Here is a 15,925-nt window from a genome sequence, read left to right as displayed (position 1 = left end):
TCTGGCGAAACGGTGAAATCGGCCCAGGACGCCGGCGAAATGCTCAACCGCCTCGTGCCCGACATCCGCAAGACCGCCGAACTGATCGCGGAAATCTCCGCCGCCTGCCGTGAGCAGGACATTGGCGCCGCGCAGATCAACCAGGCGATCCAGCAGCTCGACCAGGTCACCCAGCAGAACGCCGGGGCGTCCGAGGAAATGTCGGCGACCTCCGAGGAACTGGCGGGTCAGGCCGAGGAACTGCAAAGCTCCATCTCGTTCTTCAAGGTGGACGGCGCCGGCGACCGCCGCCAGCCCTCCAGCCGGCCGCAGGCCAACGCGGCGCCCGCCGCCAAGCCCCAGGCGGCGCGCCAACCGCGCACCCTCACCGCGAAAAAGCCGGCGCAGCCTCAAGCGTCGCAGGCCCAGTCGGTGCAGGCGCAGCAGGAACGCGCGCGGGGTTTCGCCCTCGACCTGTCGATGGGCGGACGCGACGAACACGATCACGACTTCCGCGAGAGCGCCTGACCATGACCGCGCACGACGAACTGCAACTGGTGACCTTCGCGCTCGACGCGGAATGCTTCGCGCTCCCCGTGCGCGTCGTGCGCGAAATCCTTGACCACGAACGGGCCTTCCGCATCCCCAACGGCCCACGCCATTTTCTCGGCCTGTGCAATGTGCGCGGGCAAGGCGTGCCGGTGATCGACCTGCGCATGAGGCTCGGCCTGCCCCCGGTCGAGCCGACTTCCGCCACCCGCGTGCTGGTGGTGGATGTCGCGTTGGGCGAGCGCGCTCTGACGCTCGGCATCGTGGTGGACCGCGTGTTCGAGGTGACGACGGTGCGCAAGGACGAGATCGAGGCCGCGCCCGACATTGGGGCGCGCTGGGCCAACGACTACATCGACGGCGTGGTGCGGCGCGACCAGAGCTTCGTCGTGATCGTCAATCTCGCCCGCCTGCTATCCGAAAAGGAGGCCGCCGACTTGGCGTCCGGCTTGGCGTCCGGTTTAGGCGCCGCCCCCGAAAGCTGGCGCGCCGCCTGACGGCGCACGCCGCGCAGTCCCGAGAGGATCATGTGAAGCCATCGTACGCCGACGCCCCCTATGCGGACTCCGATCGCCTGTCGCCGGGCGACTTCCAGCGTCTTGCCGAATTCATCAACAGCTACAGCGGCATAAAAATGCCAGCGAGCAAGCGGCTGATGCTCGAAGGCCGGCTGCGGCGGCGCCTGCGCGCGACGGGAATCGCCAGCTTCGCGGACTATTGCGACCATCTGTTCGAGGGGGCGGGGCTGGAGACAGAGGCGCTGTACCTCATCGACGCGGTGACGACGAACAAGACGGATTTCTTTCGCGAACCGACCCATTTCGACGCCCTGACCCGAACAGTTCTGCCCGATCTTCAGAACCGCGGTCATAACAGCCTGCGGATTTGGAGCGCGGCCTGTTCGATCGGGGCCGAGCCCTACACCATCGCCATGGTCTGCGCCGATTACGCCGAGACGCAGGCGGCGGGACCGCTGAAGACCTTCATTCTGGCGACGGACCTCAGCTCCGACGTGCTGCGCGCGGCCCGCCATGGCGTCTATCCCGCCGCCATGGTCGCGCCGGTGCCGCCGAATTTGCGGCGGCGCTACATGCGCGGCTCCGCGAGCGACCGCGCGCAAGCGCGCGTCATTCCCGAATTGCGCGCCATGGTGGGATTCGCCCGGCTCAATCTGATGGACGAGACCTATCCGGTCGGCGATCCCATGCAGATCATCTTCTGCCGCAATGTCCTGATCTATTTCGACAAGCCGACGCAATACGCCGTGCTCGACCGCCTGTGCCAGCGGCTTGAGACCGGCGGCTACCTGTTTCTCGGCCATTCCGAATCGGTCACCGGCTTCGATCTCCCGATCCGCGCGGTTGGCGGAACCATTTTCCAGAAAACATGAGGAGCCTATGGGCAAGCCGATCCGCGTGCTGATCATCGACGATTCCGCCAGCGTGCGCCAAACTCTGGCGCAGGTTCTCTCGCAGGACCCGGACATCGAGGTGATGGCCGTCGCCTCCGACCCTCACGCCGCCGCGCGACGCATCATGGAGGAAGTGCCCGACGTCATCACGCTGGACGTCGAGATGCCGCATATGGACGGCATCACCTTCCTGAAGAAACTGATGGCGCAACGGCCGATCCCGGTCGTCATGTGCTCGTCGCTGACGACCGAGGGCTCGGAGACGCTGTTGCAGGCGCTGGAAGCCGGCGCCGTGGACATTATCGCAAAGCCGAAGATCGCGGCGGCGGACGCGCTTGCGGAAAGCGCCGCGATGATCTGCGATGTCGTCAAGGCCGCGGCCTCGGCCCGCGTGCAGGCGCGCGGGCCGCGCAAGCCGGTCGTCCGCCAGGGCTATGGCGAGCCCGCGCCGAAACTGACGGCCGACGCCATGCTTCCGCCCGCCCGCCCCCAGTCCGGCGCGATGGCCAAGACGACGGAAATCGTGGGGTGCGTCGGCGCCTCCACCGGCGGCACAGAGGCGCTCAAGGACTTGCTGATGGCGCTGCCCGCCAATGCGCCGGGCCTGGTGATCGTGCAGCACATGCCGGAAAAATTCACGGCGGCTTTCGCCAAGCGGCTCGACGGCCTTTGCGAAGTGTCGGTCAAGGAGGCCGAGGATGGCGACCCCGTGCTGCGCGGCCATGTGCTGATCGCGCCGGGCGGCCGCCACACCATGCTCGAACGCCAGGGCGCCCGCTATCACGTCTCCGTGCGCGAGGGGCCGCTGGTGTCGCGCCACCGGCCTTCGGTGGACGTGCTGTTCCGCTCGGCGGCGCGCGCGGCGGGACGCAACGCCGTCGGGGTGATCATGACCGGCATGGGCGACGACGGGGCGCGCGGTATGTTGGAGATGAAACAGACCGGCGCTTTCACCATCGCCCAGAACGAGGCGAGCTGCATCGTGTTCGGCATGCCCAAGGAGGCGATCGCGCTTGGCGGGGTCGATCGCGTCGTCGGTCTCGACGAGATCGCGCGCGAACTGCTGCTGGCTCAGTCCCGAGCTTAGAACGGTCCAGATCTTAGAACAGAGCCGCTTTAGAAAAACTCGATGAAAAAGGAAATTTTCAGTTTTAATCTGAATTAAATTTCCAGATTGATATCGATGCAACCCGAGATTTCGTCATTATGCTTACAAAGTTACCCGAAATCGTCAACGTGCGTGACGATATCACTTCCGTTCTCGTCGTCGACGACAGCTGCTCCATGCTGGCGATACTGGAAAGCACGATCAACAAAATCGGCAAGATCGACGTCGCAACCTGCGACAATCCCGTCAAGGCGATGCTGAAATGCGCGGAATTCCAATATGACGTGATTCTCGTCGATTATCTGATGCCCGGAATGAACGGGATCGATTTCCTGCGCAAAATCCGCAAGGTGGAGCATTATCGCTCGATCCCCATCATCATGCTGACCTCGCAACACGACCGCAACGTGCGAATCGACGCGCTTTCGGCCGGGGTCAACGATTTCCTCACCAAGCCGTTCGATCCGTTCGAACTGCGCGCGCGCCTGTCCAACATGTTGGCGCTGCGCAATGCGCAGAGGCAGCAGGCCAAGCTGGTCGCCTTCCTGACCAACGACGTCGAGCAAGCCATGCGCGAAATGGCTTTGCGCGAGAAAGAGATGATCTGGCGGCTGGCGCTCGCCGTGGAGGCGCGCGACGGCGGCACCGGCGCCCACATCGCGCGCGTGGCTGAAATCAGCCGCCTGATCGCGCTGGGCATGGGCATGGGCGAGGCGTGCAGCCAGTTGATCTATCTCGCCGCCCCGCTGCATGACGTCGGCAAGATCGGGACGCCCGACGCCATTCTCAGGAAGCCCGGGCCGCTGACCGCCGAGGAAGCCGAAATCATGCGCCGGCATGTCAAGCACGGCGTGCAGATTCTTCGCGACGGCGCCACGGAACTGCTGCGGATCGCAGCGCTGATCGCCGGCGGCCATCATGAAAGGTGGGATGGCTCCGGCTATCCCGCAGGCCTCAAGGGAGAAGACATTCCGCTGGAGGCGCGCATCGTCGCGGTCGCCGACGCCTTCGACGCCATTTGCTCGGAACGCGCCTATAAATCCGGCATGCCGTTCGAAGAGGCTTTCGCCGAGATCGTCCGCGGCGCCGGCTCGGCTTTCGATCCGGCCTGCGTCGCCGTTTTCAAACAATTGAAACGCGAGCTTCTCGAAATCCGCACCCACGACGACATCGAACACCTGCATGAGGCGCTCAAACGCCCGCCCGTTGAAAAGCATCAGAACGCGCGGCCGAAGAGCGTGGCCGGCGCGCATATCGAACATGCCGCGCACGCGCCGCGCCGGCGGCACGCGGGCGCCGAAGCCCCGGCCGTCAATCGAGACTGAGCATTTCCGGCCGGAACGACGCCCGCTTGTCCACGACGTCTCCGGCCAGGACGAACACGCCCCCGCCAGTATAGTGGATCGTTTCCGGGTGTTTGGGCGTCGGCGCGGCATGCGCGCGGACGATTTCGAAAATAAAGAAATTGTATTTGTCGATGAGGCTGTCGTCATGCAGGCGGCACTCGAAGCTCGCATGACATTCCTTGATCAGCGGCGCCTTTACGTCCGACGCGTCCTCCGGTGTCAGCCCGAACCGTTCGAACTTGTCCACCTCGGCGCCCGAGCAATTGCCCACGCCCACCACCGCGTCGATCAGCGTCGCGGTGGGCAGGTTGATGACGCATTCGCCGCTCTTGCGGATCATATGGAAGCTGTGATTGCCGACGGAGATCACGCAACCGACCAGCGAGGGCGAAAATTCCATGACCGTGTGCCACCCCAAGGCCATGACATTCGCCTTGTCCCGCCAGCGCGACGTGACCAGGACAACCGGTCCTGGCTCCAGATAGCGCCGCGCCTTGTGAACCGGAAAATCTCGCTTCGCCGTCATCGAATCCCCCGCCTCAGGACCGAGCGTTCATCGTCTTTTCAGGCAAGCTCGGCGGAGCCACAACGCGTTTTCGCTTAAGATGTCGCAGACCGCCGCGCTGTTTTCGGCGGGGGAACCCGGCCTCCGGGAGCCGCCAAACCCGGAAGGGGCCGGAAGTCCGGAAGGGGCCGGAATCCCGCCTGGGGCCTCAACGCGGCGCTTCGGCGCGACCGCCAACCCGCCTTGACGGGACTTGCTTTAACTCACTTGGCCGGCTGGGCGCCGCCGCGCCGCGACCACCACCATTCCGCGACGGGCAAGCGGCTCTCGCTCGCGGATTTTCCGGGCCGTTGGCCGTCGGCGCCCTGACGCACGCGCTCGGCGATATCGGCGAGGACCTGGGCGACCTCGCCCTTGAACGCCTGAGCGGCGGCCAGTCGATCATGAATATCTAAGTTCAGCACGTCGCCGCGCTCCTGTGAGGTTCAGCCGTTTGGGCATGGTGTTCGCGTTCGCGCGGCTTTACCGAATCGGACGTCAAACCGCACTTGGACAAAAGCGCGCGGTTTATGCCTTGCTTACGTTGCGAACTGGTGAACCACCTTTCCATTTTGATGGCAAGGCTGCATCGCCGCGCCGCCCCCGCGCGCCGGCCGGGGGCTTGGCTCGGGCCTGGCGAGACATTGCGACGCTACCGCATCGTAAGTTGCGAGAAGTGAAAGCAAAAGACCCGCACGACAAAGTGATCGCGGGGCTGTGACGCCGCCACGGCGGCGGGGCCATAGGTAAAGGCCGCAAAGCTCAGGCTCCAGCCATTGGATCGGGAGATGAATATGTCGCCGGGAGCGCGCAAACTCCCTATATCCGTCTATTCACCGGAGGAGTCCGGGATTTCGCCCCAGCGCTGAAGCCGAAAATGACGCTTGCTCCCTCGAACTGCGCCAATTTCGCCGAGTACTTCCAATCGCTCGATTGGTCGGCCACCCCGCTGGGGCCGCTGCGCCAATGGCCGCAAAGCCTCAGGACGACGGCGGAAATCATGCTGTCCTCGCCGCAACCGGCCTTCGTCGGCTGGGGCGACGCGCTGACGCTGATATACAATGAGGCCTATCTGCCGATGCTCGGCGCCCGGCATCCGCGGGCGCTCGGCCGCGCGTTCGCCGGCGTGTGGTCGGAGCTGTGGCCCGAGCTTCAACCCATCATCGCGGAGACGCTCGCGGGCAAGGCGCAATATTTCGTCGATCATCCCGTGGACCTCGCGGGATGCGGCCCGCCGACGACGCGCTGGTTCGCCTTCTCCTATACGCCTTTGCGCGACGAAACCGAACGGATCGCCGGATTCTACTGCGCGGCGGCGGAAACCACCGAGGCTGTGCTGGCGCGGCAAAGGCGGCGGGACGGCGAAACCTGCCAGGCTTTTCTGCTCAACCTGACCGACGCCATCGCCGCCGGCTCCAATCCGGTCGCGATCCAGCTCGGCGCGGCGCGGCTGCTGGCGCGGCGTCTGAAAGTGAGCCGCGTCGGCTACGCCGAAGATTGCGGCGACGGCGTTCATTTCCGGGTGATCCGCGATGCCGTGAATCGGGTGGCGAGCATCGCCGGCGTTTACCGCTATGCGGATTTCGGGCCGCGCATCCTCAAGGAATTCGCGGCGGGCCGCACGGTCGTCTGGCCCGATATCGCCGCCGACGCCCTGTTGACCGACGCCGAAAAAGCGGCGCATCGCCGCCTGCAAACCGCCGCCTCGGTCAATGTGCCGCTGCTGGTCGACGGGCGGCTCGGCAGCGTGCTGTTCGCGCATCACGCCAGGCCGAAAGACTGGACGCCCTGCGACATCGCCATGATCGAGGCGACCGCGCATCGCCTGTCGGGCTCGCTCGCCAATGTCCGGCTCGAAGCGGCGTTGCTGCGCTCGCAGGCGCGGTTGCGCGACGCCGCCGAAGCCGCGGGCCTGACTTACACCGAGATCGACTTCGTCCGCAACGAGATCGCCAGCGCCGGCAATTACGCGCAAGTCCTCGGCTTCCCCCCGGTTGAAGGCGCCTCCGGCAACGGGTTCGACTGGCGCATGTCGCAGTTCGCCAACCGCGTCGCGCCCGAAGACCGCCCCAAATGGCTGCAAGCGTTGCAGCGCATGCAGACCACGGGCCATTCCGGGCCGGTGGAGCATCGGGTGGTCGGGGACGATGGCGCGGAGCGATGGATCGAGAGCGTCGGCAAGATCGAGCGCGACGAGTTGGGCCGCTTCTCCCGCGCCTTCCTGACCCATCTGGACGTCACGGCCCAGGTGGCGGGGCGACGGGATCTGGACAGGGCGCGGCGGCAGGCGGAGGAGATTCTTGCGAGCATTGGCGACGCGTTCTACGCCTTGGACGCGGATTGGCGGTTCGTCTACTGCAACGCCAGGGCCGAGCAGATGCTGGGCAAGAGCCGATCGGACGTCCTCGGCCGAAACTTCTTCGACATGTTTCCGATGGTCCGGGGGTCCACCGTCCACGCCCGCTACCAGTCCGTCATGACCGACGGCCAGCCCGTGCAATTCGAATCGGTGTCGCCCATCCTCAAACGCTGGATCGCGTTCAGCGTCTATCCGACCGGCGGCGGGGGCATTTCCGTCTACTTTCGCGACATCTCGCACGAGAAGGCGCTGCAGCAGGAGCTTGTCGCCGCCAAGAGCGAGGCGGAGGAGGCCAATCAGGCCAAATCCAAGTTCCTGGCGGCGGCGAGCCACGACCTGCGCCAACCCGCGCAATCCCTGGTCCTGCTGTTGTCGGTGATCGAGCGCCAGGTGAAGGCGCTGCCGAAAGCCGTCGAGACGGCGCGGAAGATGAAACAGGCGCTCGACGGGCTCAACGGCCTGCTGACGTCGATCCTGGATATTTCCAAGCTTGAGGCCGGCGTGGTCGAGCCGAGTCTCGACAGCGTCGACCTGTCCGCCCTGCTCGACCGGCTCAAGGCCGAATATGCGGCCAAGGCGCGCTCGAGCGGCCTCGACCTGCGCATCCGCCCCACGCCCTTGTGCATGCGCAGCGACGCCCGCCTGCTGGAGCGGATGGTGCGCAACCTGATCGAGAATGCGTTGCGCTACACGCCGGAGGGCGGCGTGCTCGTCGGCGCGCGCCGGCGCGGCGACAAGGTGCGCCTCGACGTCATCGACACCGGCATCGGCGTTCCCCCCAGCAAATATGACGAGATTTTCCGGGAGTTTCATCAGCTGCACAATCCCGGCCGCGACCTGCAAAAAGGGCTTGGCCTCGGCCTCGCCATCGTGGCGCGCACCGCGCGTCTGCTCGGCGCGACGGTGGAGGTGTCGTCGCGCGAAGGGCGCGGCTCGCGCTTTTCATTGCTGGCGCCGGCCGCCGCATGCGTCGCGCCGGCCGCCGTCGCGACGGCGCCGCTGGAAGACCGCGGCGGAACCCTGCTGATCGTCGAGGACAATTCCATCGTGCGCGAAAGCCTTGGCGCGATGACCGGCCACTGGGGCTATCAGGTCGCGCTGGCCGCAAGCGGCGAGGCGGCCATCGAACGCGCCGCGCGTGAAAACTGGAGCTTTGACGCCATCGTCACCGATTTCGCCCTCGGCGAGGGCGCCGACGGGGTGAGCGCCGCGCGCGAGATCGCCCGGCAGGCGGGACGCGCCATTCCGACGCTGGTTCTGACCGGCGAAACCTCGGCGGCGCAGATCGCGGGCATTTCCGCCAGCGGCTTCCAGATCGCCCACAAGCCGATCGACGCCGACGACCTCCGACGCAAGCTTGCGCTGATGCGGAGCGAAGCGGGAACGCCGCAGCAGGAACCTCTGGACCGGACGGGCATTGTGCCCGAAAGCGGCCAACAGAGCGGGAGCGAGCGATGACGTCCGACAGCGACAAGATCAAGCGGGCCTGGGATCTGATGGAAAGCGTCGGCGTCGCGCTGCTGGTGACGCGCCGGGGCGACGCCCTGCACGGCCGGCCGATGGCGGCCCTCGTGCGCCCGGGCGAGCGCCGCATCTACTTTCTGGCCGACCGGCGCTCGGCGTCGGACCACGAGATCGCGGCCAACCCTTCAGTCTATCTGGGGTTTTCTGACGGAAGCTCGAAATTCGTCTCGGTCTGCGGCCACGCCGCCCTGCACGAAGACAAGACGTTGATACAAAAGCTTTGGAACGCCGGCGCCCAGGCCTATTTTCCCGACGGCCCGGATTCGCCGGACGTGGTCGTCATCAGCGTCGATCCCGCCAGCGCCGAATATTGGGACGGGCCGGCGGGACCGATCGGCATGGTCAAGATCGCCTTCGCGGTCGCCACCGGCCAGACGCCCGATCTCGGCGACAACGCCAAGCTGGCGATCTGAAGATTCAGCAAGCGGGGAAACGCCGCGCGCTTCCCCGCCCTTCCGTCGGTCAGGCCGCAGTCCAGCGGCTCCAAGCGTCGGCCGCCGAAAGTTTGAGCTTGGCGGCCTGATCGACCGACGCGATCCATTCGATCGGGATCAGGTGATGCTGACCGTGGGCGGCGGGATCGTCCTTCTTCAGTTCGACCGACATCCCCTCAATATGGTCGATCACGCCGACATGCCGGCCGTCGGCCCCCAAAACCTCCATGTTTTCGGAGAGCCGGGTCGAAACGCCGGGAGTTTCGCCGACGGACCGCCCGGCGTTGGCGCGCACGCCAGCTTCGCTTTGGGCGAACGCCTCATCCATCCGCGCGCCGAGCGTCTCGGCGATGACCGTCGGCTCCGGCGGCGCCACGCGCTCGTCCGCCGGCGTGCGCGCGTCGAAATTATGAATCCGCACGGGCCCGCGATTGACCGCGCGGGCGGACCGGTCCTCGACCGAGGTCGCCGGCGACGCGCCGGGGGCGGCGGGGCTGGAAGCGGCGGACGATTCGCCCGGCGCGGCCGGCGCGAGCGCGCCGCCGCCGTCGATTTCGGAGCTGAACGTCTGGGCGGCGCGGCTCGCGGCGGTCGGTTCGCCGGTCAAGTCTTCGGCGGCCCAGCCTTCCTCGCGCCATTGCTGTTCGCGCGCCTCCAGATCGACGGCGCCCTGCGCCTCGAGAATGGCGCAGGCCCGGTCGACCCGGGCCTCCTCGACATGCGCCGCCACCATGATCGCGCCGCGCCGCAGCCCTTCGCGATAGCTGGGATATTCCGGCGCCGCGCCGAACACCTCGCGCAGGAAGGCCCAGAACCCCGTCTCGGGCTCGGGCTTCGTTTCGGAGGAAGCGGGTTCGGAGCGGGGCGAGACCCTGAGGTCCGCATCGGTGATTCCATCCTGGCGCAGCCGGGCGAGAGCGGCCTCGGCCTGGTCGCGGCTGTCGAAGAACGCCGTCACATTTTGCATCGGCATGATTTCCTCCCCGAGTTTCAATGACATGCGGGCATGCGCCCTCATTGAAGCGATGCTGAAGAACAAGCATCGCGCCGGGTTGGTTCCAGGTGGATCGTTCGACCTCCGGCGGATCGGCGGGCGCGTCAGCGCTCCCGTTCGAACGGCCAGGAAAATCCCTCGCCCTGCTGTCCGCGATGGCGCAGGAAGTGGTCCGCCAGCACGCAGGCGACCATGGCCTCGGCGATGGGGGCGGCGCGCACGCCGACGCAGGGGTCGTGCCGGCCCTTGGTGCGCAACTCCAGCTCATCGCCGTAGCGATTGACCGAAAGGCGCGGCGTCAGGATCGAGGAGGTCGGCTTGACCGCGAAACGGGCGACGATGGGCTGGCCCGTGGAAATGCCGCCGAGCACGCCGCCGGCGTGGTTGGCGAGGAAATGCGGCCCATCGTTTCCGCTGCGCATCTCGTCGGCGTTGTCCTCGCCGGTGAGTTCGGCGACGCCGAAGCCATCGCCGATTTCGACGCCCTTGACGGCGTTGATCGACATCAGCGCCGCCGCGAGATCGGCGTCGAGCTTGCCATAGACGGGCGCGCCCCAGCCGGCGGGAACGCCTTCCGCCACCACTTCCAGCACCGCGCCGATGGACGAGCCTTTTTTGCGGATGTCGTCGAGATAATCCGCCCACAGCGCGGCGGCCACGGCGTCGGGGCAGAACAGGCCGTTGCGCCCGACCTCGTCCCAGTCCCAATTGTTACGGTCGATCCTGTGCGGCCCGATCTGGATCATGGCGGCGCGGATGGTCACGCCGGGAATCACTTTTCGCGCCACCGCGCCGGCCGCCACGCGCGCGGCCGTTTCGCGGGCGGAGGACCGCCCGCCGCCGCGATAATCGCGGATGCCATATTTGACGTCATAGACGTAATCGGCGTGTCCCGGCCGATAGGAGTCCTTGATCTCGCCGTAATCCTTGCTGCGCTGGTCCGTGTTCTCGATCATCAGCGCGATCGGCGTTCCCGTGGTGAGCTGCGCGCCGGTCTCGTCGGTCATCACGCCCGACAGGATTTTCACCGCGTCCGGCTCCTGCCTCTGCGTGGTGAAGCGCGACTGGCCGGGGCGGCGCAGGTCGAGAAATGCCTGGATTTCCGCGGCGTCCAGCGGAATGCGCGAGGGGCAGCCGTCCACCACGCAGCCGAGCGCGGGGCCATGGCTCTCGCCGAAAGTGGTGACGCGGAACAGATGGCCAAAGGTGTTGTGCGACATGGGCGGTAATAATCATGGATTGCGGGGAACGCCAAGCCTTGTTACCCAAGCCCGTGACGCAATGTCGGAAAAGCAGGACGGGGACATGGCGGGAAGCGCACTGCGGCGGCTCAAGCACGACCAGCCGGTGACGCCGCTGGCGATCTGGGCGAACGCGCTGGCCAAGACCTCCATCGTGGCGGCGCTGGTCGCGCTGGCGGCGAGCCATGCGCGCGGCGGCCTCGCCAGTTTCGTCGCCGTGCTCACCCTCAGCCCGACGCGCGCGCCCTCGCCGGGCCTCGGCCTGTTCCTGTTTTTCGCCGCCCTGGCGATCGGCGCGGTCGCCGCGCTGCTGGCCGTGGCGGCGATGGTCGTGATCTGGCGCGACGGCCGGCGCGGCGCCCGGCACATCATCGGCGTGTTCCTGCTGCTGACGCTGTTCGTCCCCTACCCCGCCTGGCTGGTTCATTCCAACGGCGTTCCCCCATTCCTCGCCGATATTTCCACCGATTACGACGATCCCCCGGCCTTTTCGACCGACCCGGCGGTGGCGGGCGCGCGCGGCTGGGTTCCCGGATCGCTCGACGCGGCGCGCGGCCAGGAGCAGGTGGACGCCTATCCCGACGTGAAGCCCGTTCTGCTCGATCTCGAAACCGACGAAGCCTTCGCCGCCGCCCGCGAAGCGGCGCTGCACATGGGCTGGACCTTGCTCGACGAAGCCCGCCCCGGCGGCGCGGCGCGGCCGGAAGGGCGAATCGAGGCGCTCGCCTATACGCTGGCGCTGCATATTCCCATCGCCGTGTCGATTCGAATCAAGCCGGCCAACGACCAGACCCGCGTCGACATGCGCGCGGTGATGCGTTACGCCCCCAACGATTTTGGCGCGGGCGCGACGCTGATCGGCAAGCTGACCGACGCGCTGGAAGACAAGGACAGCGAAGACTAGTTCCCGATCAGCGCCGCCCGCAGCCGCGCGAACTGATCCTCGCCATGGGGAATGCCGAAGCGCAGCCAGTCCGGCCGCTCCGTAAACGGCCGCGTTAAAACGCCGCACCGGCAGAGCGTCTCGAACAGATCCGCCGCCCTGTCGTGACGCGCGAGGCGGAACAGCGGCGTTCCCCCCACCGCCTCAAATCCAGCCTCACGCAGCAGCGCGTCCAAAACCTCGCCCTCGCCGGCCAGACGCGCGGCGCTTTGTCTCACCCAGTCGGCGTCGCGATAGGCCTGGACGCCGATGTCCATCGCCGCCCCGCTCACCGCCCAGGGGCCGAGCGCGTCGCGCAACCGCCGGCCGAACGGCTCGGGCGCCAGCGCGAAGCCGAGCCGCAGCCCCGCCAGACCGAAAACCTTGCCAAACGACCGCAGCGCGACCACGCCGGGCAACGGCAGCTCGGGCGCAAGGCTGGCGCCCGGCAGGAAATCGGCGAAAGCCTCGTCCACGATCAGCCATTTGCCTTGCGCGGCGCGGCTTTGCGCCAGATCGCGCAACGCCGCCGGGACCAGCAGCCGCCCGTCGGGATTGTTCGGATTGACGATCACCGCGACCTCGGCCGCCGCCAGTTCGTCCATCGTCTGCGCGACGAACACGTCGGCGCCGTTCAAGGCCCAGCAGCGCGCGTGTTCGGCGTAGGAAAAGCCAAGGATGGCAACCGTTTTGGCGGGAATCAGCCGGGGCAGCGTTTGCAGCAGCGCCTGCGTGCCGGAGGCGGCGACGCAGGCGGCGCGGGGGCCAAGGCCGAAAAAGCCGGCGGCCGCCGATTCCAGCGCCGCCACGCCCTCCGGCTCCGGCAGGCGCGCGTATGTGTCGCGGCCTGGCGTAACAAACGGATACGCAACGCAATTAATCCCCGTTGAAAGATCAAGCCATGGCTTGGGCGCTTCGGGGTGTTTTTTTGTTGCGGCGAAAAGTCTCCCGCCATGATAATGAGGCGCGTCACAGGGATTCGCCATGATAATATCCGCCTTCACTCTCGCTCTTGCCCTTGCGGCTTTGCTGATCGAAGCCTTCTTCTCCTATCCGCCAAAAGTCTACGCCGCAATCGGCCATCCGGTCGGCTGGATCGGCGCCCTGATCAACCGTCTCGACGGATGGCTGAACGCAAGCCGTCTGTCCGCCGAGACGCGGAAGACGGGCGGGATCGCCGCGATCGCGATCGTCGTGGTCGTCGCCGGCGGCGTGTCCTACATGTTCGCCGACTGGGCCGGCCATGGCATTATCGGTTTCGCCCTGCTCGCCTGCATCATCTCCAGCCTGATCGCGCAGCGCAGCCTGTTCGATCATGTTGACGACGTCGCCCGCGCCCTTCAGCTCGAAGGTCTGCCCGTCGCCCGCGAAAAAGTCGGCAAGATCGTCGGCCGTGACGTTTCCGAATTGGACGAAGCCGGCGTCGCCCGCGCCGCCATCGAAAGCCTCGCCGAGAACTTCTCCGACGGCGTGGTCGCCCCGACCTTCTGGACCGTGCTGTTCGGCCTCGTCGGCGCGGCGACCTACAAGGCGATCAACACCGCCGATTCGATGATCGGCCACAAAAACGAGAAATACGCCCTGTTCGGCCGCGCCACGGCGCTGTTGGACGATATCGTCAACCTGCCGGCCTCGCGTCTTTCCGCCATCTGGATCGCCATCGCCGCCGCGATCACCCCCGGCGCCAATTGGAAAGCCGCCAAGGACGCCGTCCTGCGCGACGCCCGCCGTCATCGCTCGCCCAACGCGGGCTGGCCGGAAGCGGCCATCGCCGGCGCGCTCGGCTACAAGCTGGCGGGTCCGCGCATGTATGACGGCGCCCTGGTCGAGGACGCCTATATGGGCACCGGCCGTTCGGAACTGAACTTCGCCGACGTCAAGCGCGCGCTCATGCTCTACCGCAAGGCCTGCATCGTGCAGGTCGCCTTCCTGGCGGTGGTTTTGATCCTGGTGTGGTGACGCCGGTCGCCATCGACCTTTCAAAGAAAGCCGGGGCGCACGCTCCGGCTTTTTTGTTTACCGCGCCAACGCCAGCAGAGCGTCGAGATCGACATGAGCGGCGAGATGATCCGCCAGTTCGTCGAGAATGCGCTCGATTTCGGCTTCGTAATTAAGCCCCGCGCTGTCCGCGCCGATCCAGTCGAGAAATTCGGCGCGAAACGCGTCGGCGGCGAACAGGCCATGGACATAGGCCGCCCGCACCGTTCCCGCCGCATTGCTGGCGCCCTCGGCCCGGCCGTCGGCGAAACGCAGCAGCGGCCGCGCGCAATCCGCGCCCCTGGTGACGCCGACATGCATTTCATAGCCGGAGAACGCCGCGCCGCCGGTCGAGACGCCGGCGCAGGCGGCGAGCGTCTTGTCGGCGGCCAGTTCCGTCTCCACCGCCAGCAGGCCCAGTCCCGGCGCGGCGCCGGCGGGTCCCTCCATGCCGAGCGGATCGGCAATGGTCTGGCCAAGCATCTGATAGCCGCCGCAAATCCCGAATATTTTCCCGCCGCGCCGGGCATGGGCGAACAGGTCGACATCCCAGCCCTGGGCGCGAAAAAAGGCGAGGTCGGCGATGGTTGTCTTGCTGCCCGGCAGGATCACGAGATCGCAGACCGGCAGCGGTTCGCCCGGCGGCGCCATCGTCAGTTCGACCCCCGATTCGGCCTTAAGCGGGTCGAAATCGTCGAAATTGGCGATATGCGGCAGCAGCGGCACGACAATTCTCTTGCCATGGCCCTCGCCCTGGCGCGCGCCGCGTAGGGAAAACGCGTCCTCGGCCGGCAGGCGCGCCGCCCGGTGAAAATAGGAAATCAAGCCGAGCGGCGCCCAACCGGTCTTGTCCGCGATGATCGCCATGCCCGCGTCGAAAAGCCGCGGGTCGCCGCGGAACTTGTTCACCAGAAAGCCTTGGATCAGCGCGGAATCCTCGGCGTCGAGCACGGCCTTGGTGCCGACGATCTGGGCGATCACCCCGCCCCGGTCGATATCGCCGATCAGCACGACCGGGACATTGTGGGCGCGGGCGAATCCCATATTGGCGATGTCGTTGGCGCGCAGATTGACCTCGGCCGGCGAACCCGCGCCCTCGACCAGCAGGAGATCGCGGCCTTCGCCCAAAATCCTGAAGGATTCCGCGACAAAGCCGGCGAGTTGCGCCTTGCGCGCCTGATAGTCGGCGGCCTGGGCCTGACCGAAAATCCTGCCCTGGACCACGATTTGCGACCCCACGGCGCTCTGGGGTTTCAGCAGAACGGGATTCATGTGGACGCTCGGCGCCAGCCCGCAGGCGCGGGCCTGCAACGCCTGCGCCCGACCGATCTCGCCGCCGTCCGCCGTTACAGCGGCGTTGTTCGACATGTTCTGCGGCTTGAACGGCGCGACGCGCAGGCCGCGCCGGGCGAAGGCGCGGCAGAAGCCGGCCACCAGCAGGGACTTGCCGACATCGGAGCCGGTGCCCTGGAACATCAGGACGCGCGTCATGAGGACCGCCCGACGGCCGCCCGCCAACGATCAGCTAGCGTCGATC

The 15,925-nt window shown here is 66.8% G+C and carries 14 protein-coding genes and 1 pseudogene; 9 read left to right on the top strand and 6 right to left on the bottom strand.

Annotated features, from left to right (window positions below; translation table 11 throughout):
• From CFB24_RS18125 to CFB24_RS18105, 5 genes and pseudogenes are all read left to right on the top strand, one after another.
• A pseudogene (locus CFB24_RS18125) lies at positions 1–507 on the top strand (methyl-accepting chemotaxis protein); the annotation flags it as partial.
• Between the two features lie 2 nt (positions 508–509).
• Complete coding sequence (locus CFB24_RS18120) at positions 510–1,025, top strand: chemotaxis protein CheW (RefSeq protein WP_088522045.1); 516 nt, start codon at positions 510–512, stop codon at positions 1,023–1,025.
• A gap of 32 nt (positions 1,026–1,057) precedes the next feature.
• Positions 1,058–1,918, top strand: a complete 861-nt coding sequence (locus CFB24_RS18115; RefSeq protein ID WP_244593244.1) for a CheR family methyltransferase — start codon at positions 1,058–1,060, stop codon at positions 1,916–1,918.
• Positions 1,919–1,925: 7 nt separating this feature from the next.
• A complete protein-coding gene (locus CFB24_RS18110; protein WP_088522044.1) occupies positions 1,926–3,026 on the top strand; it encodes a protein-glutamate methylesterase/protein-glutamine glutaminase in 1,101 nt (366 codons plus the stop codon).
• A 149-nt stretch (positions 3,027–3,175) separates the two neighbouring features.
• Positions 3,176–4,372: an HD domain-containing phosphohydrolase gene (locus tag CFB24_RS18105; protein WP_170133761.1), complete on the top strand. Its 1,197-nt coding sequence runs from the start codon at positions 3,176–3,178 to the stop codon at positions 4,370–4,372.
• On the opposite strand, the gene CFB24_RS18100 is transcribed toward CFB24_RS18105, so the two are convergent.
• Positions 4,359–4,919, bottom strand: a complete 561-nt coding sequence (locus CFB24_RS18100; RefSeq protein WP_088522042.1) for a flavin reductase family protein — start codon at positions 4,917–4,919, stop codon at positions 4,359–4,361. The genes CFB24_RS18105 and CFB24_RS18100 overlap by 14 nt on opposite strands.
• A gap of 242 nt (positions 4,920–5,161) precedes the next feature.
• Positions 5,162–5,362 carry a hypothetical protein gene (locus CFB24_RS22655; protein ID WP_141098492.1) on the bottom strand — a complete coding sequence of 67 codons (201 nt, stop codon included), beginning with the start codon at positions 5,360–5,362 and terminating at the stop codon, positions 5,162–5,164.
• A gap of 452 nt (positions 5,363–5,814) precedes the next feature.
• Here CFB24_RS22655 and CFB24_RS18095 point away from each other — a divergent pair, with 452 nt between their 5' ends.
• Together CFB24_RS18095 and CFB24_RS18090 are read left to right on the top strand one after the other, a co-directional pair.
• Positions 5,815–8,754 carry a hybrid sensor histidine kinase/response regulator gene (locus CFB24_RS18095; RefSeq protein WP_088522041.1) on the top strand — a complete coding sequence of 980 codons (2,940 nt, stop codon included), beginning with the start codon at positions 5,815–5,817 and terminating at the stop codon, positions 8,752–8,754.
• A complete protein-coding gene (locus CFB24_RS18090) occupies positions 8,751–9,233 on the top strand; it encodes a pyridoxamine 5'-phosphate oxidase family protein (RefSeq protein ID WP_088522040.1) in 483 nt (160 codons plus the stop codon). Before CFB24_RS18095 ends, CFB24_RS18090 begins: the two co-directional genes overlap by 4 nt.
• 49 nt (positions 9,234–9,282) lie before the next feature.
• Here the strand turns inward: CFB24_RS18090 and CFB24_RS23660 are convergent, their stop codons facing one another.
• Entirely contained in the window at positions 9,283–10,227 is a 945-nt protein-coding gene (locus tag CFB24_RS23660; protein WP_158255251.1) for a DUF2171 domain-containing protein, read from the bottom strand.
• 125 nt (positions 10,228–10,352) lie between these two features.
• The gene (gene aroC / locus CFB24_RS18080; protein ID WP_088522038.1) at positions 10,353–11,468 is read right to left on the bottom strand and encodes a chorismate synthase; all 1,116 of its coding nucleotides are present in this window, start codon (positions 11,466–11,468) and stop codon (positions 10,353–10,355) included.
• An 85-nt stretch (positions 11,469–11,553) separates the two neighbouring features.
• On the opposite strand from aroC, the gene CFB24_RS18075 reads away from it, so the two are divergent.
• Positions 11,554–12,393 carry a DUF1499 domain-containing protein gene (locus CFB24_RS18075; RefSeq protein WP_158255252.1) on the top strand — a complete coding sequence of 280 codons (840 nt, stop codon included), beginning with the start codon at positions 11,554–11,556 and terminating at the stop codon, positions 12,391–12,393.
• On the opposite strand, the gene cobD is transcribed toward CFB24_RS18075, so the two are convergent.
• Positions 12,390–13,397 (bottom strand): threonine-phosphate decarboxylase CobD, encoded by a 1,008-nt coding sequence (gene cobD / locus CFB24_RS18070; RefSeq protein ID WP_088522037.1) that lies wholly within the window; start codon positions 13,395–13,397, stop codon positions 12,390–12,392. The genes CFB24_RS18075 and cobD overlap by 4 nt on opposite strands.
• Between cobD and cbiB the strand changes: the two genes are divergently transcribed.
• On the top strand, positions 13,396–14,370 hold the full coding sequence (gene cbiB, locus CFB24_RS18065) for an adenosylcobinamide-phosphate synthase CbiB (RefSeq protein ID WP_088522036.1): 975 nt from the start codon (positions 13,396–13,398) through the stop codon (positions 14,368–14,370). The two genes, cobD and cbiB, sit on opposite strands and share 2 nt — an antisense overlap.
• Positions 14,371–14,427: 57 nt before the next feature.
• Here cbiB and CFB24_RS18060 read toward each other — a convergent pair whose 3' ends face one another.
• Positions 14,428–15,879, bottom strand: coding sequence for a cobyric acid synthase (locus CFB24_RS18060; protein ID WP_088522035.1), 1,452 nt, complete (start codon positions 15,877–15,879; stop codon positions 14,428–14,430).
• Between the last annotated feature and the right edge of the window lie 46 nt (positions 15,880–15,925).

It is taken from the genome of Rhodoblastus acidophilus (assembly GCF_900187365.1).
Lineage (GTDB): Bacteria > Pseudomonadota > Alphaproteobacteria > Rhizobiales > Beijerinckiaceae > Rhodoblastus > Rhodoblastus acidophilus.
Note: the sequence above shows the minus strand (reverse complement) of the source record. Positions and strands in the feature narration are given on the sequence as shown.